At 75.7% G+C, this 19,976-nt stretch carries 3 protein-coding genes; all 3 read left to right on the forward strand.

What is annotated here, in order from left to right:
- The first annotated feature begins 11 nt into the window (after nucleotides 1-11).
- Genes O7628_RS27565 through O7628_RS27575 form a run of 3 tightly spaced genes read left to right on the forward strand, consistent with a single transcriptional unit; the run spans nucleotide 12 to nucleotide 19,976 of the window.
- A complete protein-coding gene (locus tag O7628_RS27565) occupies nucleotides 12-1,172 on the forward strand; it encodes an aromatic ring-hydroxylating dioxygenase subunit alpha (protein WP_218107376.1) in 1,161 nt (386 codons plus the stop codon).
- Entirely contained in the window at nucleotides 1,169-10,708 is a 9,540-nt protein-coding gene (locus tag O7628_RS27570; protein WP_278135002.1) for a polyketide synthase, read from the forward strand. Before O7628_RS27565 ends, O7628_RS27570 begins: the two co-directional genes overlap by 4 nt.
- 10 nt (nucleotides 10,709-10,718) lie before the next feature.
- Nucleotides 10,719-19,976: an SDR family NAD(P)-dependent oxidoreductase gene (locus tag O7628_RS27575; protein WP_278135004.1), complete on the forward strand. Its 9,258-nt coding sequence runs from the start codon at nucleotides 10,719-10,721 to the stop codon at nucleotides 19,974-19,976.

Raw genomic sequence — 19,976 nt, forward strand, 5'->3', positions numbered from 1 at the left:
GAGTCAAGCAGATGACGCGCGCGTCCAGCATGTTCGACCTCATCGGCCAACAGGACGACCAGCGGGCCTACTACGACACCGGCGGCCGTGGCCGGTCCCACGCGTTCTACACCGGCGAGGAGCAGTACCGCCGGGAGATGGAACGCATCTACGGCCGCCGGTGGCTGCCGGTGGACCACGTCTCCCGGTTCCCCGAGAAGGGGTCCTACGTCACCCTGACCATCGGCACCGGCTCGGTGCTGATCATCAACGGCGACGACGGCATCCAGGCGTACCACAACTACTGCCGGCACCGCGGCTACCGGCTCGTGGAGGAGGCCGCCGGCAAGCGGCAGAGCCTCGTCTGCATCTACCACTGCTGGGTCTACGACCGCAACGGCAAGCTGAAGAGCCTCAACGGCACCTACTTCGACCACTTCTTCGACAAGGAGAAGAACGGCCTGCTGCCGGTGCGCACCGAGGTCCGGTACGGCGTCGTCTTCATCACCTTCTCCGACGACGCCCCCGACCTCGACGCCTCCCTCGGCGAGTTCGGCGAGTTCGCCCGCGTCTACGAGCTGGCCGACCTCAAGTGCGTGCAGGCCAAGGACTACCCGGTCGCCTCCAACTGGAAGCTCGTGGCGCACAACGTCAACGAAAGCCTGCACTTCCCGACGGCCCACAAGGACCTGCACCGCATCACCGACTTCGACGACGCGGGCACCTACGAGCTCAAGGGCGACATCGTCGGCGCGTGGCAGGTCATCCGGGACAGCTACAACTCGGTCTCCATGACCGGGCGCAGCCAGCGCGCCCCCATGCCGCTGGTCCCCGAGGCCGACCTCAAGAAGATCAACTGGATCACGATCCTGCCGAACCTGCTCTTCGGCTTCACCGCCGACTACGTGATGATGCAGTGGGTCTGGCCCGAGAGCCCCAGCACCTGCATCGTCCGGCACTTCTGGCTGTTCCACCCCGCCGAGACGGCCAAGAGCGACTTCTCGCACGAGGCCGTCTTCGCCCTCTGGGACAAGGCCAACTACGAGGACTGGGAGCTGTGCGAGCGCACCCACCGCGGCCTGTCCAACCCGCTGTGGTCGCCCGGCCAGCTCTCCCTCGACGAGGAGGTCGTCTCCCAGATCGACGCCTGGGTGGCCCGGGAGACCGCTGACCCCGTCGAGAACGAGGGATGACTGCCGTGGTCAACTGCTTCCTCATCGGCGGCACCCGGGTCCTCGCCCGCTGCGCCGACCAGCTCGTCGCAGCCGGCGTACGCGTCGAAGGCGTCTTCACCGACGATCCGGCCGCCGCCGCCTGGGCGGCCGAACACGGCGTGCCCGTGCTCGACCCGCGCGCCGACCTCGTCGCCGCCCTGACCGACACCCCCGTCGACTACCTGTTCAGCATCGTCAACTTCCGCATCCTGCCCGGCGCCGTGCTGGAGCTGCCCCGGGTGGCCGCCGTCAACTTCCACGACGGCCCGCTGCCCCGCTACGGCGGCAGCAACGTCGCCGCCTGGGCGCTCTACGAGGGCGCCTCCCGGCACGCCGCGACCTGGCACCGGATGACCGAACGCGTCGACGCGGGCGCCGTCCTGCTCGAACGGTGGTTCCCGATCCGGACCCACTCCACCGCCCTGTCGCTGACCTACGAGACGGCCGAGGTCGGCATCGCCCTCTTCGCCGACCTCGTCCCGCACGTCGCGGCGGGGACGCTGCCCGAACCCGTCGACACCAGCGGCCGGGAGCGCCGCTTCTACCTCCAGTCCGACCGCATCGCCGCCGGTGGCCTCATCCACGCCGGCACCACGGCCGCCGAGGCCGAACGCATCTCCAAGGCCCTCGACTACGGCACCTTCCCCAACCCGCTCGGCGTGCCGACCCTCGTCACCGCCCAGGGCGCGGTCTTCACCCGCCAGGTCCGCCGCATCCCCCGCGAGGACCCGCTGCCCGAGACCGTCGCCACGGCCGTCACCGACTCGGCCCTGACGCTGTCCGCCCCCGACGCCGACCTGCTGCTGAGCGACTTCGTGGCCGTCGACGGCAGCGCGCTGTCCGCGCGGGCCGCCGCCCAGCGCCTCGGCATCGCCCCGGGTCGGCCGCTGCCCGCCGCGCCGCCCGAGCGGCTCGCCGCGATCGCCGGGGCGCAGGCCCCGCTGCGCCGGCACGAGCCCTGGTGGAAGGCGCGCCTGGCCGACCTGCGTCCCGCGCCGCTGCCCGCCGCCGACTTCTCCGCAGCCGCCGCGCACTACGGCCGCTACGAGCTGGCCTACCTGCCCCGGACCCGGGCCGAGACCGTCAGCGTCGTCCGCGCGTTCCTCGCCGTGCTCGCCGAGCGCATGGAGGCCCCCACCTTCGACTTCGCCTGGTCGCCGTCGTCGGCCCGCGCGTTGGCCGAGGCGACCTGCGGGCTCGCCGCCGCGCGCGTGCCGGTCCGGTTCGACGCCGCCGACGCCGAGGCCCTCGCCGACCGGCTCGACGAGGCCGCCGCCCGCCACGGGTACGCCACCGACCTGGAGGTCCGCCTCGGGCTGGCGTACCGCCCGCCCGGCTCCGACGGGCCGACCTTCACCCGCGTCATGGTGCTGGAGCGCGACCCCGACGAGGAGGCCGCCACCGACCCGGACACCGAGATCGCCCTGCTCTGCCTGCACGACGGGCCGCCGATCGTGTTCGTCCGTGAGACCGCGATGACCGCCGACGACGCCCTCGACTTCGCCGAGCGGGTCGAGGACATCGCCCTCGGCGCGATGCTCCCCGGCGCGGCCGGTCCGGCCGCGCCGCGCGCCGCCGCGCCGGTGTCGCCGGCCCCCGAACCGGTCGCCGGACCGACCCCCGCGCCGGCCGCCGAGTCCGACAGCACCGCGGTCGACAACGTGGCGTCCGACGCCGCCGGGGCGGCGCCGACGTCGACCGGCCCCACCGTGCTCGACCTGGTCGCGGCCACCGTGGCCGCCCGGCCGCACGCCGTCGCCGTGCGCGCCGGCGACCGCAGCATCGACTACGCCACCCTGGACGCCTGGGCCGACGCCGTCGCCGCCCACCTGTACGACCAGGGCGTCGAGGCCGGCAGCGTCGTCGGCCTGCTCACCGAGCGCGGCCCCGACCTCGTCCCCGCGATGCTGGGCATCCTGCGCGCCGGGGCCGCGTTCCTGCCGCTGGACCCCAACTACCCGGTGGAGCGGCTGCGCCGCTACGTGGAGGTCGCCCAGTGCGACCTGATCCTCGCCGACGCGCCCAGCCGCGCCTTCGGCGAGACCGTCGGGACCGTCCTGCCCATCCCCGGCCCGGACGCCTCCGCGCTGGCCGTGCCGCCCACCGTCACCGGCGCGGACCTCGCCTACGTGCTGTTCACCAGCGGCTCCACCGGCGAGCCGAAGGGCGTGGAGATCGGGCACGCCGCGCTGGCGAACTTCCTCACCGGCATCGGCGGGCGACTCGGCTCCTCCGCCGCCGACGTGATGCTCGCGCACACCACCGTCGCCTTCGACATCTCCCTGCTGGAGCTGCTGCTGCCGCTGACCGTCGGCGGCACGGTCGCGCTCGCGTCCCGGGCCGTGGCCCGCGACCCGCACCGCCTGGCCGACCTCATCGGCGAGGTCACCGTCGCCCAGGCGACCCCCAGCATGTGGCGGCTGCTGCTGGAGACCGGCTGGACCCCCGGACCGGGGCTCACCGTCCTGTCCGGCGGCGAGGCCCTCGCGCCGGCCGTCGCCGAGCGGCTGCACGCCACCTCCCGCGCCCTGTGGAACCTGTACGGCCCCACCGAGGCGACGATCTGGGCGTCCGCCCACCGGGTCGACGCCGTCGGGTCGTACCTGCCGCTCGGCGAGCCGCTGCCCAACCTCGACCTGCACGTCCTCGACGCCGAGCTGAACCCGGTCGCCCCCGGCGGCACCGGCGAACTCCACCTCTCCGGCGTCGGCCTGGCCCGGGGCTACGCCAACCGCCCCGACCGCACCGCCGAGGTCTTCCTCACCCACCCGGCCACCGGCCTGCGCCTCTACCGCACCGGCGACACGGTGCGGCTGCACACCGACGGCACGATCGAGTGGCTGGGCCGCGCCGACTCGCAGGTCAAGGTCCGGGGCAACCGGATCGAGCCGGCCGAGATCGAACGCGTCCTCGGCGGCTACGACGGCGTCACCGCCGCCGCCGTGATCGCCGTCCCGTTCGAGGGCCGCGGCGAGCCGCGGCTCACCGCGTACCTGGTCGCCGACCGCACCCTCGTCAAGGCCGACCTCGACGAGTTCGTCGGGCAGCGCCTGCCGGAGTACATGGTGCCCGACGCCTACGTGCGCCTCGACGCCATGCCGCTGACCGACAACGGCAAGATCGCCCGGTCGCGGCTGCCCCAGCCGTCCCGGGACACGATCATCCGCACCGGCGTGCCCTCCGTCGCCGCCGTCGAGCAGCCGAGGGCCGAGTCGACCGAGCCGCCGGCGCAGCGCATCGCCCGGATCTTCGCCACCGTCCTCGGCCACGACGTCTTCCTGGCCACGGACAACTTCTTCGACCTCGGCGGCGACTCGGCCAACGTCACGATCGCGGCGGCGGCCCTCACCGAGGAGTTCGGCGTCGAGGTGACCCCGCCGGCCGTCTTCGCCACCGGCACCCCGCAGCGGCTCGCCGAACTGCTCCGGCCCGGCGCGGCCCCGGCCGACCGGCCCCGCACCGGGACCGGCACGGTGCGCAGCGGCGCCGGCAAGACCCCCGAGCAGGCGGTCGTCGCCGCCGCGGAGGCGGTCGTCGCCGCCGAGGCGGGGGCCGCGACCGACCCGGCGGAGCAGCCCGCGACCGGCGCCCCGGCCGCCGACCGTCCGGAACCGGCCCGCCCCCGGCCGCCGGCCGCGCCCCCGGCCGCCCCGGCCGCGGGCGACACCCGCACCGGCCAGGGCCGGGCCCCCGCCGGCCACGACACGGCCCGCGCCGGTCACGGCGACGCCCCCGCCGTTCCCGCCGACGCCCCCGCCGACCACGGCGACGCCCTCGCCGTCATCGGCATGGCCTGCCGCTTCCCCGGCGCGGCCACCCCCGACGAGTTCTGGGCCAACCTCGCCGGCGGCGTCACCAGCGTCGGCGACGCGCCGCCCGGCCACCGGGGCTGGGCGCACCTGTGGACCGACGCCGACGAGGTGCCGACCGGCTGGGTCGACCGCGTCGAGTACTTCGACGCGGCCCGCTTCCACCTCACCGACCGGGAAGCCCGGCGGCTGGACCCGTTGCAGCGCCTCCTGCTCAGCGTCACCGACGAGGCGCTGGAGAGCTGCGGTCACGACGCCGCCTCCCTCGGCACCGCCACCGGCGTCTTCGTCGGCACCATCGCCAGCGACTTCCCCGAGCTGGTGGCCGGCAGCATCGGCCCCGGCGACCCGCACGTGGCCACCGGCACCGCCGTGTCCATGGTCGCCAACCGGCTGTCGCACGCGTTCAACTGGACCGGGCCGAGCTTCGCCGTCGACACGGCCTGCTCGTCGTCACTGGTCGCCCTGCACCAGGCCGCCATGTACCTGCGTACCGGCGAGATCGACGCCGCCGTCGTCGGCGCGGCCAACCTGGTCCTCACCCCGACCAAGACCCGGTCCTTCCTGCGCAACGGCATGCTCTCGCCCAACGGGGTCTGCCGCACCTTCGACGACGACGCCGACGGCTACGTCCGCGGCGAGGGCGCCGGGGTGCTCGTCCTCAAGCGGCTCGCCGACGCCCAGCGCGACGGCGACCCGGTCCTCGCCGTCGTGCGGGGCGCGGCGGTCAACCACACCGGCGCCGCCGGGTTCCTCACCGCGCCCAGCAGCACCGCCCAGGAGGCGGTCATCCGCACCGCGATGCGGCGGGCCGGCGTCGACGCCGACGGCGTCGGCTACGTCGAGGCGCACGGCACCGGCACCCAGCTCGGCGACCTCATCGAGCTGGAGGCGCTGCGCGCCGCCCTCGGCGGGTCCGGCCGCGCCACCGTGGCCGTCGGGTCGGTGAAGACGAACATCGGCCACCTCGAACCGGCGGCCGGCATCGCCGGGCTGATCAAGACGATCCTGGCGTTGCAGGCCGAGCGCATCCCGCCCTCGGCCAACCTCACCTTCCCCAACCGCGGCTTCCGCTTCGAGGACTCGCCGCTGTTCGTTCCCGACCGGCTCGTGCCCTGGACGGGGCCCCGGGTCGCCGGGGTCAGCAGCTTCGGCTTCGGCGGCGTCAACGCCCACGCCGTGCTCGCGGCCGCGCCGCGACCCGCCCCGGCCCCCGTCGCCGCCGGCCCCGGCCTGCTCACCTTGTCGGCGGACTCCGCCGACGGGCTGCGGACCCTCGCCGGCCGACTGGTCCTGCTGCTGCGCTCGCCGTACTGCCCGCCGCTGGCCTGGCTCTGCGTGGCCAGCCGCCAGCGGCCCGCGGCGACCCACCGGCTCGCCTGCGTCGTCGACACCGTCGAGCAGCTCGACGACAAGCTCATGCTGTTCCTCGCCCGCGCCGAGGGCACCCGCAACCTGCACGTCGGCGTCGTCGACCCGGCGGCGACCGGCGGCACCATCGCGCCGCCGGGCGTCGACCGCGACGCCCTCGACGCGGCGGCCCGCCGCTTCGTCGCCGGCGACACCCTCCCGGCCACCGAACGCGCCCCCGTGCGCTTCCCCACCGCGCCCCACGAGGAGAAGCACCTCTGGCTCGAACCCGCCCCCGCGCAGCTCACGGCGGCCCCACCACGCCCGCGTGGCTGGACGTGGAGCGAGCACCCCGAGGCCGGCGAGCACGTCGTCCTGGGCAACCCCACGCTGCCCGGCTCCGGCTACCCCGGCAAGGTCGCCGAGGTCGTCGGCCGCGCCGCGTACGCCCTGCGGGACCTCACCTTCCGGGCGACCGTGCAGCCCCCGGCCACGCTCACCGCCGAGCGCACCGGGTACCGGATCACCTTCCGCGACGACACCTCCGGCGTCGTGGCCGACCTGGAGCTGACCGAGCCGACGCCCGCGGACCCGGCGCTCACGCCCCCGGCCAGCGCGGTCGGCTTCACCCCGGTCGGCCTCGACGAGATGTACCGCGACTTCGACCGCAACGGCCTGCGCTACGGCCCCGGCTTCCGCTGCGTGCGGTCGCTGTCCACGGCGTACGGCCAGGCGCTCGGCGCCCTGCGCGCCGACGGCGACCCCACCGGCGCGGTCGACGCCCGGCTGCTCGACGGCGCCTTCCAGGTGGCCCTCGCCGCCTGCGGGGCCCAGGGCCTGTACGTGCCGTTCACCATCGCGCGGCTGACCGTGCACGCCCCGCTCCCCGCCGCCGTGCGCGTCTACGCCCGCCGCGACCGCGGCAGCGCGCCCGACGCGGGCCTGCTCACCGCCAGCCTCGTCGTCCTCGACGGCGACCGGCCCGTGCTCACGGCCGAGGGCATCACCTGGCGACGGATCTCCCCGGCCCCGCCGCCCGGCCAGCCCGGCTCCGCCGGCGCGCAGGACCGGGCCCGGCACGACGGCGCGGCCACCGCGACGACCGCCGCCGGCAACGGCCGCGCCCCGGCCGCGCCCGCGCACCCCGCCGTGCCGAGCGGCCACCACCGCGCCAACGGCTCCGCCGCCTCCGCCTCCCTCGGGCCTGCGCTGGCCCGGTGGATCGCCGAGGGGCTGGAGACCGACGTCGAGTCCCTCGAACTGGACCGCCCGCTGGAGGCCCAGGGCCTCGACTCGATGCTCGCCGTGTCCCTGGCCCAGGACATCCGCGCCCGGCTCGGCGTCGACATCCCGGTGACGCTGCTGCTCGAAGTGGGGACGGTGGAGAACCTCGTCACCGAGCTGCGCGACACGTACGGGGTCACCGCCGTGCCCGGGGCCGAGGCCGCCCCGGCCGCGCCGCCGACCGTCGCGCCCCCGGCCGACGTGGCGACCGCCGCGCCTCCGGCCGAAGCGCCGGCCGGCGGGTCACCGACGCCCGCGCCCACCCCGGCGGCCGCGCCGCCGCCCGCCGTCGCGGCCGCCCCCGCCGCCCCCGCCGCCCCCGTGGCCCCGGCGGCGGTGGCCCCGGCGGCGCGGCAGGCGACCGACCGGCACGACATGGCGATCGTCGGCGTCGACGGGGTCTTCCCGAACGCCGGCAGCCCGGACGAGCTGTGGGAGGTCGTCACCAGGGGCGAGGACTGCCTGCGCGAGGTGCCCAAGTCCCGCTGGGACATCGACGACTACTACTCCGAGGACGCCGAGCCCGGCACCGTCTACCTGCGCCGCGCGGGCTTCGTCGACGAGCTGACCGGCTTCGACGCCGCGTTCTTCCGGATCTCGCCCGCCGAGGCACAGTGGATCGACCCCCAGCAGCGCCACCTCATCCAGTCCGCCTGGCGGGCCCTGGAGGACGCCGGGCTCTCCGGCCGCGCCGCCGACCGGTCGACGGGCGTGTTCGTCGGCGCCAGCTACCAGCACTACCGCGACATGGTCGTCGGCGACGTCGTGCAGACCGCCGCCGGCCTCGGCAACCACAACGCGATCCTGGCGAACCGGGTGAGTTACTTCCTGGATCTGTCGGGTCCGAGCATGACGATCGACACGTTGTGTTCGTCGTCGTTGGTGGCGTTGCACACGGCGGTGCGCAGCATTCGCAGCGGCGAGTGCGACCAGGCCATCGTCGCCGGCGTGCACCTCGCGATGTCCCCGCAGTACTTCCAGCTCGGCTCCCGGCTGCGGTCGTTCTCCCCGACGGGTGCGTCGCGGGCGTTCGACGCGGCGGCGGACGGGTTCGTGCCGGGGGAGGGTGTGGTCACGGTGGTGGTCAAGCCTCTGGCGGATGCGGTGCGTGACGGGGACCGGATCCGTGGGGTGATCCGGGGAACGGCGGTGAACCACGGTGGCCGCACGAGCGGGTTGACGGTGCCGAGCAGTTCGGCGCAGCGGGACGTGATCCTGGCGGCGTTGCGGGATGCGGGGGTGGGTCCGGAGGGGATCGGCATGGTGGAGGCCCACGGCACGGGCACGAGTCTGGGTGATCCGATTGAGGTGGAGGGTTTGACGCGGGCGTGGCGGGAGTTCACGTCGCGGACGCAGTTTTGTGCGATTGGTTCGGTGAAGTCGAACATTGGTCATTTGGAGCCGGCTGCGGGTTTGGCTGGTGTGGTGAAGGTGTTGTTGGCGTTTGAGCGGGAGTTGATTCCGCCGACGTTGCACGTGCAGCGGCCGAATGATCATATCCGGTTTGAGGAGTCGCCGTTCTTCGTGGCGGATCAGGCCCTTCCGTGGCCGCGGACAACGGGTGTGCCGCGGCGGGGTGCGGTGTCGGCGTTCGGGATGGGTGGGGTGAATGCGCACGTGATTCTGGAGGAGCCGCCGGTCGCCGCCCTGCGTGAGCTGGTGCCGCAGGAGTCGTTTGTGGTGCGGGTGTCGGCGTCGGGTGAGGAGGGTGTGCGGCGGTTGGCGGCTGATTATGCGCGGGCGTTGTCGGGTGTCGAGACAAGTGGTGTGGGGGATTTCGGGTTTACGGCGAATGTGGGTCGGGCGTCGCATCGGTTCCGGGTGGCGGTGTCGGGTGTCGATGGTGTGGGTGTGGCGCGGGAGTTGTCGGCGGTGGCGGATGGGTCTCGGTCGGTGGGTCGGTTGGTGAATGCGGCGCCGGTGTCGGTGTTCATGTTTTCGGGTCAGGGTTCGCAGTATGCGGGGATGGCTCGGGGTTTGTATGGGGTGGAGCCGGTGTTCCGGTCGGCGTTGGATGAGTGTGCGGATTTGGTGTCGTCGTTGGGTGTGCCGTTGTTGGAGTTGTTGTTTGGTGGTCGGGGTGAGGAGTTGGTGCAGACGCGGTTTGCGCAGGTGGGGATTGTGGCGGTGCAGGTGGGGTTGGTGCGGTTGTTGGAGTCGTGGGGGGTTCGGCCGGGGTTGGTGGTGGGCCACAGTGTGGGTGAGTTGTCGGCTGGGTGGGCGGCGGGGGTGTTCGGGTTGGGGGATGTGTTGGGTTTGGCGGTGGCGCGGGGTGCGCTGATGCAGGGGCAGCGGTCGGGTGGGGCGATGGCGGCGGTGTTCGCCGAGGCGGCCGAGGTGGGGTTGGCGGTGGGTTCTTATCCGGGGTTGGAGGTGGCGGCGTGGAATGGGCCGCGGAGTGTGACGGTGTCGGGTCCGGCGGAGGTGGTGGAGGCGTTCTGTGTGGATTCTGGTTTGCGGTGTCAGCGGTTGGTGGTGAGTCATGCGTTTCATTCGGGGGCGATGGCGGGTGCGGTCGAGCCGTTCGCGGAGGTGGTGTCGCGGGTGGTGGTGTCGGCGCCGCGGGTTGGTTTCGCGTCGTCGATCACGGGCGGGTGGCATGACGCGGGGTCGGTGGCGGATGCCGGGTTGTGGGGTGGGGGGATTCGTCGGCCGGTGTTATTCGGTGAGGCGTTGGGGTTGGTGGGTGCGGCTGGTGGTGGGGTGTTCTGGGATATCGGTGCGCATCCGGTGTTGACGGGTCTGGGAAAGCAGGTGTTGCCGGATCCGGGGTTGGTGTGGTTGCCGACGTTGCGTAGGGAGCGTTCGGATCAGGCGCAGTTGCATGCGGCGGTGGCGGAGTTCTACAGCCGGGGTCTGGGTGAGGTGGACTGGGCCGGGGTGCACGCCGGCAAGGGGCATCGCACGACCACCATTCCCACCTACCCGTTCGAACGCCGCGAGCTGAGCGCGCCCCGCGTCCACGAGACCGCCGCCGCGCACCGTCGCCGCCCCGAAGCACAGGTTTCCGTACCCACCGCAGGTGACGAGGCCGGCGGCCATCCGCTGTTCGACCGTCACTACGAGCACTGAGCGAGGGAACGTGACGTACCGGGTTGAGACCTACGAGAAGACCTTCGCGGGGCACGAGCCGTTCATCGCCCAGCACCGTTCCTCCGGCTTCGGCATCCTGCCCGCGTCCGTACAACTGGAGATGGCCCTGCTCGGGGTCGCCCAGCGCCGGGCCTTCGTCCCGCTCGAACTCGTCGACGTCGCCTTCGTCCGGCCGTTCACCGTCGCCGACGGCGAGCGGGTCACCGGCCGACTCGACGTGACCTTCGCCGAGCGGACCCGCTTCGAGCTGAGCGCGGCCACCCCCGACGGCCGCAAGGCCGTCTCGACCGGCACCGGCGGGCCGCTGCCGGCCGACGCCCGGCCGCCGGCCGCGTGGGAGGTGACCTGCCCGGTGCCGGTCCCGCCCGAGCGGATCTACCGCGGCTGGGCCGAGGCCGGCCTGACCTACGGGCCGGACTTCCACACCGTGCGCCGGCTCTCCGTCGGCGCCGGCACCGCCGAGGCGAGCCTCGCCACGGTGGCCCAGCCGGTGCCCTGGTACTCCCACCCCCTGCTCGTCGACGGCGTCTTCCAGGTGGTCAGCTGCGCCCTCCAGGATCTCGCCGACGGCGACGCGCCCGGCCCGATGCTGCCCATCGGCGTCGCGCGGTTCACCCTGTACGCGAACCTGTCCGCGCTCACCACCGGGGTGACCGTACGGGTGCGCCGCACCGCCGTGCAGGACGCCTGGTCCGTCGCGGACGCCGTGCTGCTGGACCCCGCCGGCCAGGTCGTCGCCGAACTGACCGGGGTACGCATGCGCCGGCTGCCGGCGCACCGGTCCGCCACGGCTCCCGGGCTGCTCACCCGCATCGAATGGACCGCCGTCGACGCCCCCGCGCCCCGCCGCCCGGCGACCGGCACCTGGGTGGTCCTGCACAACGGCGGCGCCGACGCCGCGGGCGCGGCCACGGTGCGGGCCCTGCGCGCCGACGGCGCCCGGGTCGTCGAGGTGCTGCCCGAGGGGCCCGCCCCGGCGGCCGGGGCCGACCTGCGGGTCGTGCCCCGGCCCGACGAGGCCGCGTTCCGGCAGCTCTGGGAGGAGCTCGCCACGCCCGTCGAGGGCGTCGTGCACCTGTGGAACACCGGTCCGGCCCGACCGGAGCAGGCCGAGCTGGGCGGCGGCCTCTACGCCTGCCTCGCCGCCCTGAAGACCCTCGGCCAGCGGCAGCGCACGGGCCGCTTCCTCGTCGTCACCGAACGGGCCCAGCCGGTCGCCGCCGGGGACGCCCCCGAGCCCGCGCGCGCCGCCCTGTGGGGCCTGGTCCGCACCGCCGCCATCGAGTACCCGGGGCTGCGGCCCCGCCTGGTCGACCTCGACCTGGACCCCGCCTCCGCCGACGCGCTCGCGGCCGAGCTGGGCGGCGACGGGCCGGTCGAGGTCGGCTACCGCGCCGGCCGGCGGCACGTGCCGGTCCGCGCCCCGCTGCGCGCGTCCGACGGTGGTCGGCCGCCCGTGCGGCGCGACGGCCGGTACCTGATCCTCGGTGGGCACGGCGGGCTGGGCCTCGCCGTCGCCCGCCGCCTCGCCGGCGACGGGGCCGGCCTCGTCGCCCTGGTCAGCCGCTCCGGCGGGACCGGAGCCGACGCCGACGCCCTGGCCGGGATCGAGTCGTACGGCTGCCGCATCGCCTCGTTCGCCGCCGACGTCGCCGCGCCCGGCGCGCTGACCGGCGTGGTGGAGGAGATCCGCCGCCGTTTCGGCGACCTGCACGGCGTGGTGCACGCCGCCGGCGCCCTCCGCGACGGCCTGCTGCGCGGCACCACCGCCGAGGACGTGGCGCAGGTGCTGCGCCCCAAGGTCGACGGGCTGCACGAGCTGACCGCCGCCGTCGCCGGCACCGACCTGGACTTCGCGGTGCTGTTCGCCTCGGTTTCCGGGACGTTCGGCAACCTCGGCCAGGGCGGGTACGCCGCCGCCAACGCCTACCTCGACGCGTACGCGCACGCGCGGGGCGCCCCCTGGACCAGCGTCGACTGGGGACTGTGGGGCGAGGTGGGCATGGGCACCGGCGTCGCCGAGCAGCTCCGCCGTCGTGGCGTCCGGCCGCTGGGCACCGTCGAGGCGCTCGACGCCCTGATGACCGTGCTGCGTGACGACGTCCGGCAGGTCGTCATCGCCCACCCCGACGCCCCGGCCGGCACCCGGGCCGAGGCGGCGGCCGGCACGGCGTCGGCCGCGCCGCCGGCCCCGGTGGCGCCGCCGGCCCCGGCGGCCCCGGTCCCCGCGCCCGCCACGGCGACGGGCCCGGCCCCGGCCGGTGACGTCGACGCCGGGCGCACCGAGGACGGGCTCGCCGAGTTCCTCGCCGAGCGGCTCGGCGTCGACGGCTTCGACCGGACCGCGCCGCTCACCGACTACGGCATCAACTCGATCATGAGCGTCGAGCTGGCCGAGGAGCTGTCCCGCCGCTGGAGGGTCACCCTCCCGGCGACCCTCTTCCTCGAGTACGGCGACTTCGCCGAGCTCGCCGCCGCCCTCGCCACCCGCTACGCGGCCGGACCTCCCGCCGCCCCCGAGCCGCCGGCCACCGTCCCGGCCACCCCCACCCCCACGCCCGCGCCGGCCACCCCCACGCCCGCGCCGGCCACCCCCACGCCGGCCACTCCCGAGCCGGAGCCCGCGCCCGCGCCGGTGTCCACACCCGCGTCGGTGTCCATGCCCGCCCCCGAGCCGGCCGCCGGGCCCGCTGCGCGCGGCGGCGACATCGCGGTGGTGGCCGTGTCCGGCGACCTGCCGGGCACCCGCGACCTGACCGACCTGTGGCCGATGCTCCGCTCCGGCGCGGACGCCTTCACCGAGATCCCGGCCCACCGGTGGAACATCGACGAGCACTTCCAGCGGCGCGGCCCCGAGATGACCGGCACCTACTGCCGCACCGGCGCGTTCGTCACCGGGATCGACCGCCTCGACCCGAGGTTCTTCGGCATCGCGGTGCGCGAGGCGCAGGAGATGGACCCGCAGCAGAAGCTGCTGCTGGAGCACGCCTGGTCCGTCGTCGACGACAGCGGCTGCGCCGGGCGGCGGGACGTCGGCGTCTTCGTCGGCGCCACCTACACCCACCACCGCGACGCCACCGGCCTCGACGCCGTCGGCCCGCACACCGCCCTCGGCTCGATGAACGCCGTCCTGGCCAACCGCATCTCCTACGCGCTGGACCTGACCGGCCCCTCGCAGACCGTCGACACCCTCTGCTCGTCGTCCCTGGTCGCCCTGCACCAGGCGGTGGTGAGCCTGCGCACCGGGCAGTGCGGGGCGGCCATCGTCGCCGCCTGCCACGTCGGACTGACCCCCTGGTACTACCGCAGCCTCAGCCAGCTCGGCGCGCTGTCGCCCACCCGCCCCCGGCCGTTCGACGACCGGGCCGACGGGTTCGTGCCCGGCGAGGGCGCGGTCGCGGTCATGCTCAAGCGGCTCGACGACGCCGAACGCGACGGCGACCGGATCCACGCGGTGATCCGGGGCGCGGCGGTCAACCACGGCGGCCGGGGCAGCGCCCTGCCGGTGCCGCGCAGCGAGGCGCAGGTGGCGGTGATCCGGGCCGCGCTGGCCGACGCCGGCCTCGCCCCGGCCGACATCTCCCTGGTCGAGACCCACGGCACCGCGACCCGGCTGGGCGACCCGATCGAGATCGCCGCCCTGGCCGAGGTCTTCGCCGGCGACCGGACCGAGCCGGTGCACGTCGGCTCGGTCAAGGCGAACATCGGCCACCTGGAGCCCGCCAGCGGCCTGGCCGGCCTGGTGAAGGTCCTGCTCTGCCTGCGGCACGGCGAGATCCCACCGCTGGCCGGGTTCGAGACGCTCGGCGCGCACATCGCGCTGCCCGCCGGCCGGCTGGCCATCCCCACCGAGCCCCGGCCGTGGCGCTCCGCCGGCCCCCGCCGGGCCGGCATCAGCGCCTTCGGCATGGGCGGCACCAACGCCCACGTCGTCGTCGAGGAGTACGTCCCGGACCCCACCGGCGTCGCCGCCCGCCCCGACGAGCCCGCCCGCGAACACCTGCTCGTCCTCTCGGCGCACACCCCGCAGCTGCTCGTCCGGCGGATCGCCGACGTGGAGCGGCTGATCGGGCGGGACCGGTCGATCGACGCCGGGGCGCTGTGCTTCTCCGCGTCGGTCGGGCGCGCCCACCTGCCGCACCGGATCGCCGTGCTCGGCGCGACCGCCGACGAGCTGGGCGCGGGCCTGCGCCAGGCCCTGCGTCTCGGGCCGGACCCGTCGGCGACGGTGCTGCGCGGCGCGACCGTCCTGGCGGGCGACCCGGTGCCCTGCGGCCCCGACCTCGCCGGCCGGCTCGCCGCGTACGTGCCGCTGACCGCCGAGCGGATCGCCGCCGAGCTGCGCACCCCCGACGGCTCGCCGACCGCCGCCCTGGCCCACCTGTACGTCGCCGGCCGCGACGTCGACTGGCGGCGGTTCCACGCGGGCAGCGGGCAGCGCCGGGTGCCGCTGCCGCCCTACCCCTTCCGCGACCTCGCCGGCCCCGCCCAGCCGGGCCCCGCCGGCCCGTCCCGCCCGGCCAGCCCCGCCGCGCCCGACGACCGCGTCCTGGACCGGCTGCTGGGCGCGCACCGGGTCTTCGGCGAGGAGACGCTGCCGGCCGCGTTCCTCGTCGCCAGCGGCTTCGCCCGCGCCGCCGTCCTGCGCCGGCTCGCGTTCACCGCGCGGGGCACCGGCCGGCACCGGCTCACCGGCGACGCCTCCGGCGACACGACGATCTTCTCCTACGGCGGGCGGCCCGTCGGCCACCTCACCGTCGGCGCGGCCGAACCCGCCGACCCCGCCCCCGAGCCGGTGGCGCTGGACGCGCTGCGCGCCGGCTACCCCCGCACGCTCGACCCCGCCGGCCTGTACGCGTGGTTCGCCGCCAAGCACGTCGACTTCGGGGCCCCGCTGCGCGTCATCGGGCACGTCGCGTACGGCGCCACCGGCGTACTCACCCAGGTCGACCTCGCCGACGCGGACCCGGGCGTGCGGGCGGTGGCCGCCCTCGACGCGGCGTTGCAGACCATGGCGGTGCTGACCCTGGCCGACCCGGCCGCGTCCACGCTGACCTACCTGCCGGTCTCGATCGGCCGGGCGGTGCGTTGGGGCGACCCGGCCGGCACCCGCCACGTCCACCTGCGCCTCGCCGGGCAGGACGCCGACGGCAGCCGGCGGGCCGCCGCCACCCTCCTGGACGCCGCCGGCCGGGCCCTGGTGCTCCTCGACGACGTCGTGTACCGGCCCGTCACGGCGGGCGCGCCCGATCCGGGCCGGGTCACCCCGCCGGCCGCCGCCCCCACGCCCGACCGGGTCCCGCCGGCCAGCGGCCCCGCCGTCGACCAGCCGCCGGCCGGTGCCGTCCCGGCCCCGTCCCGCCCCCGGGTGACGGAGGAGACGGTCGTCGACCTGGTCCGGGCGGTGCTGCGGGACCCGCAGGTCAGCGCGACGAGCCCGCTCGCCGCCGCCGGCATCGACTCCATGCTGGCCACCATGGTCGCCGCCGAGGTGCAGGACCGGCTCGGGGCGACGCTGAGCCCGGTCGACGTGCTCCAGGCACGCGACTGCCGCGCACTCACCGCCGTGGTGGCGTCCCTCGTGCCCGCCGAGCCCGCCGCGCCGGCCGCCCCCGACACGCCGCCCACCCCCGACTCCGCCTCCACCGGGTCGGCCGCGGCGACGGGCGGGGACGCCCGCGACATGGCGATCGTCGGCATCGCCTGCGCGCTGCCCGGCGCGACGGACCCCGAGGGGTTCTGGTCCCTGCTGGCGGGCGGGGGCAGCGGCGTCGGCCCGGCGCCCGCGTTCCGCTGGCCCGCCGCCGGCGACCCCGACGGCACGCCGGTGGGCGGCTTCCTCGCGCAGATCGACGAGTTCGACGCCCGGTTCTTCGACTTCTTCGCCAAGCAGGCGGAGGTGCTCGACCCGCAGGTCCGCTGGCTGCTGCGCACCGCGTGGGAGGCGCTGGAGTCCGCCGGGACCGCGCCGCTGTCCACGCCCGCCTCGACCGGCGTCTTCGTCGGCGCCAGCTACCAGCACTACAAGGACTACAACATCCCGCCGGAGCTGGACGCCGCCGCCGGCCTCGGCAACCACAACGCCTTCCTGGCGAACCGGGTGAGTTACTTCCTGGATCTGTCGGGTCCGAGCATGACGATCGACACGTTGTGTTCGTCGTCGTTGGTGGCGTTGCACACGGCGGTGCGCAGCATTCGCAGCGGCGAGTGCGACCAGGCCATCGTCGCCGGCGTACGCCTCGCCATGTCGCCCCTGCACTACACCGCGATGCGGAACCTGCGCGCGCTGTCCCCGACGGGTGCGTCGCGGGCGTTCGACGCGGCGGCGGACGGGTTCGTGCCGGGGGAGGGTGTGGTCACGGTGGTGGTCAAGCCTCTGGCGGATGCGGTGCGTGACGGGGACCGGATCCGTGGGGTGATCCGGGGAACGGCGGTGAACCACGGTGGCCGCACGAGCGGGTTGACGGTGCCGAGCAGTTCGGCGCAGCGGGACGTGATCCTGGCGGCGTTGCGGGATGCGGGGGTGGGTCCGGAGGGGATCGGCATGGTGGAGGCCCATGGGACGGGCACGTCTTTGGGTGATCCGATTGAGGTGGAGGGTTTGACGCGGGCGTGGCGGGAGTTCACGTCGCGGACGCAGTTTTGTGCGATTGGTTCGGTGAAGTCGAACATTGGTCATTTGGAGCCGGCTGCGGGTTTGGCTGGTGTGGTGAAGGTGTTGTTGGCGTTTGAGCGGGAGTTGATTCCGCCGACGTTGCACGTGCAGCGGCCGAATGATCATATCCGGTTTGAGGAGTCGCCGTTCTTCGTGGCGGATCAGGCCCTTCCGTGGCCGCGGACAACGGGTGTGCCGCGGCGGGGTGCGGTGTCGGCGTTCGGGATGGGTGGGGTGAACGCCCACGTCATCCTGGAGGAGCCGCCCGTCGCCGCCCCGCGCGAGCCGGTGCCGCCGCGATCGCACCTGGTCCGGGTCTCCGCCGCCAGCGAGGAGGCGGTCCGCCGGCTCGCCGCCGCGTACGCCGAGGTGTTCGCCGCCTCCGACGACGACCGGCGGACCGCCGACCTCTGCCACACCGCGAACGTCGGCCGCTCCCCCCTCGGCTACCAGAGCGCGGTCACCGGCCCCACCGGCCCGGCCCTCGCCGAGCAGCTCCGGGCCGTCGCCGACGGCCACCTCCCGGTGGCCCGCGTCGACACCGCCCTGGCCGCCGCCGCGCCGCCGGCCACCCCCGACGGGCCGCCGGACGTCTGGCACGAGGCGCTGGCCGACCTGGCCCGGCGCGGCCACCCCGGCATCGACTGGGCGGCGCTGTCCGCGCCGGGCTCCCGGATCGTCGCGCTGCCCACCTACCCGTTCGCCCGGGGCCACTACTGGCACACCCGCAGCGCCCCGGCGACCGTGGCGACGACGGCGGCCGCACCGCCGTCCACCGCGCCGCAGCCCGCCGCGTCTGCCGGCGCTCCTACAGCCACCGCCGCCGCGCCCGAGGCGCTGTGCACGCGGTGGCGGGCCACCGCGCCCCGCACCGGCGGGTCGGCCTACGGCGTCACCGTCCGGGTGGTCGCCGCCGACCGGGCCATCGAGGGCGTCGTCTCCGCCGCGCTGTCCGCCCAGGGCGCCGACATCGCCGCCCCGGGCGCGCCCGCCCGCGCCCTCGTCGTGGTCGCCGCCCCGGCCGCGCCCACCGACGCCGAACCGGACCTGAGCGGCTTCTGGGAGCAGCTCCGCGAGGTCACGGCGACCCTCCCGGCGCAGGCGAGGGTGGTCTGGGTCGAGCACCGGTCCGTCCCGGTCGACGAGGCCGACCGGGCCCTGCTGGACCCGGCGGCCGCCGCGCGGGCGTTCACCGTCCGCGCCGCCGCCGCCGAGCACCGGTTCGCCGTCGCGGCCCTCGACCTCGACGCCGGCGACCCGGCCGAGACCCGCGCCCGGCAGATCGCCGCCGAGTTCGCCGCGCTGCGCCCCGGCGTCAACACCGCCGTCGCCTACCGGCGGGGCATCCGGTACGCCCCGGAGCAGGTCCCGGCCCGGCCCGGCCCGGCGACCCCGCTGGACGGCGACGGGTACCACCTCGTCACCGGCGGTCTCGGCGCGATCGGCCGGCGGCTCGTCGCGCACCTGGTGCACGGCGGCGCGCGACGCGTCGGCATCGTCGGCCGGTCCCCGGCCGACCCCGGCGCCGAGGCGTTCCTGGCGCAGCTGCGGCCGCACGCCGAGGTCGACTACCTCCGGTGCGACGTCGCCGACGCCGCCGCGCTCACCGACGCCGCCGCGTCCTTCGGCAGCCGGTGGGGCCGGCTGCTCGGCGTGGTGCACTGCTCCGGCGGGGTCAACCCGTTCGGGTCGCTGCGTCGTCGGCCCTGGTCGGAGGCGGCCCGGGTGGCCGCGCCGAAGGTCGCCGGCTCCCGCAACGTGACGCGGCTCGCCCGCGCCCAGGGCGCGGGCTACGTCGCCCTGGTCTCCTCGATCGCCGGCGCGCTGCCGCACGCCGGCCGGGGACTGGTGGACTACGCCCTGGCCAACGCCTACCAGCTGGCGCTGGCCGAGGCCGCCGGCGACGACGGCACGACGGTGACCGCGCACGCCTGGCCGAACTGGGTCGGCATCGGCATGGAGGCCGACGAGTCCGTGGCCGCCGGGCACTCGATCATCCTCGACCAGGCGCTGACCGGATTCACCGCGCACCTGCGCACGGGCGGGGGCGTCGTGTTCCCCGGCACCGCCGCGCCGGACAGCGCGCCGCCGACCGCGCCCCCGACGGCATCCGCCCAGCCGGCCCCGACAGCACCGGCCCTGGCGGTCCCTGCTCCGACAGCACCGGGCCCGGCGGCACCGCGACCGGCGTCGGCCGCGCGACCCGCCGCCGAGCCCGCGCCGGCCGCCGCGCCCGGCCCCACGTACACGCTGGTGCGCGACGCCTTCGTCGACGTGCTCGGCGAGGACCCCGGCGACTGCCCCCTGCCGGACCTCGGCCTGGACTCGCTGGTCATCGTCGACCTCACCAACGCCATCGAACGGCTCGGCGGGATCACCGTCGACCCGTCCCTGGTGATGCGGGCCCGCACCATGGCCGACCTCGCGGCCCGGCTGCCCGGCGCAGCCGGCGCGCAGCCCGCCGCACCGCAGGAGGCGGCCGGGTCCGGCACGCCGACGCCCGACGCGGACGGACCGGCCCCCGCGCCGGCCCCGGACCTCGGCGCGCTGCTGCGGCCCCTGCTCGTCCACGGCCAGCAGCAGGGCCACTGA

Origin of the sequence: Micromonospora sp. WMMD956 (assembly GCF_029626125.1) — a bacterium.
Classification (GTDB): Bacteria; Actinomycetota; Actinomycetes; order Mycobacteriales; family Micromonosporaceae; genus Micromonospora; species Micromonospora carbonacea.

Coding starts and splice junctions, on each gene's coding strand:
- O7628_RS27565 (WP_218107376.1), top strand. CDS start 12: ATGACGCGCGCGTCCAGCATGTTCGACCTCATCGGCCAACAGGACGAC.
- O7628_RS27570 (WP_278135002.1), top strand. CDS start 1,169: ATGACTGCCGTGGTCAACTGCTTCCTCATCGGCGGCACCCGGGTCCTC.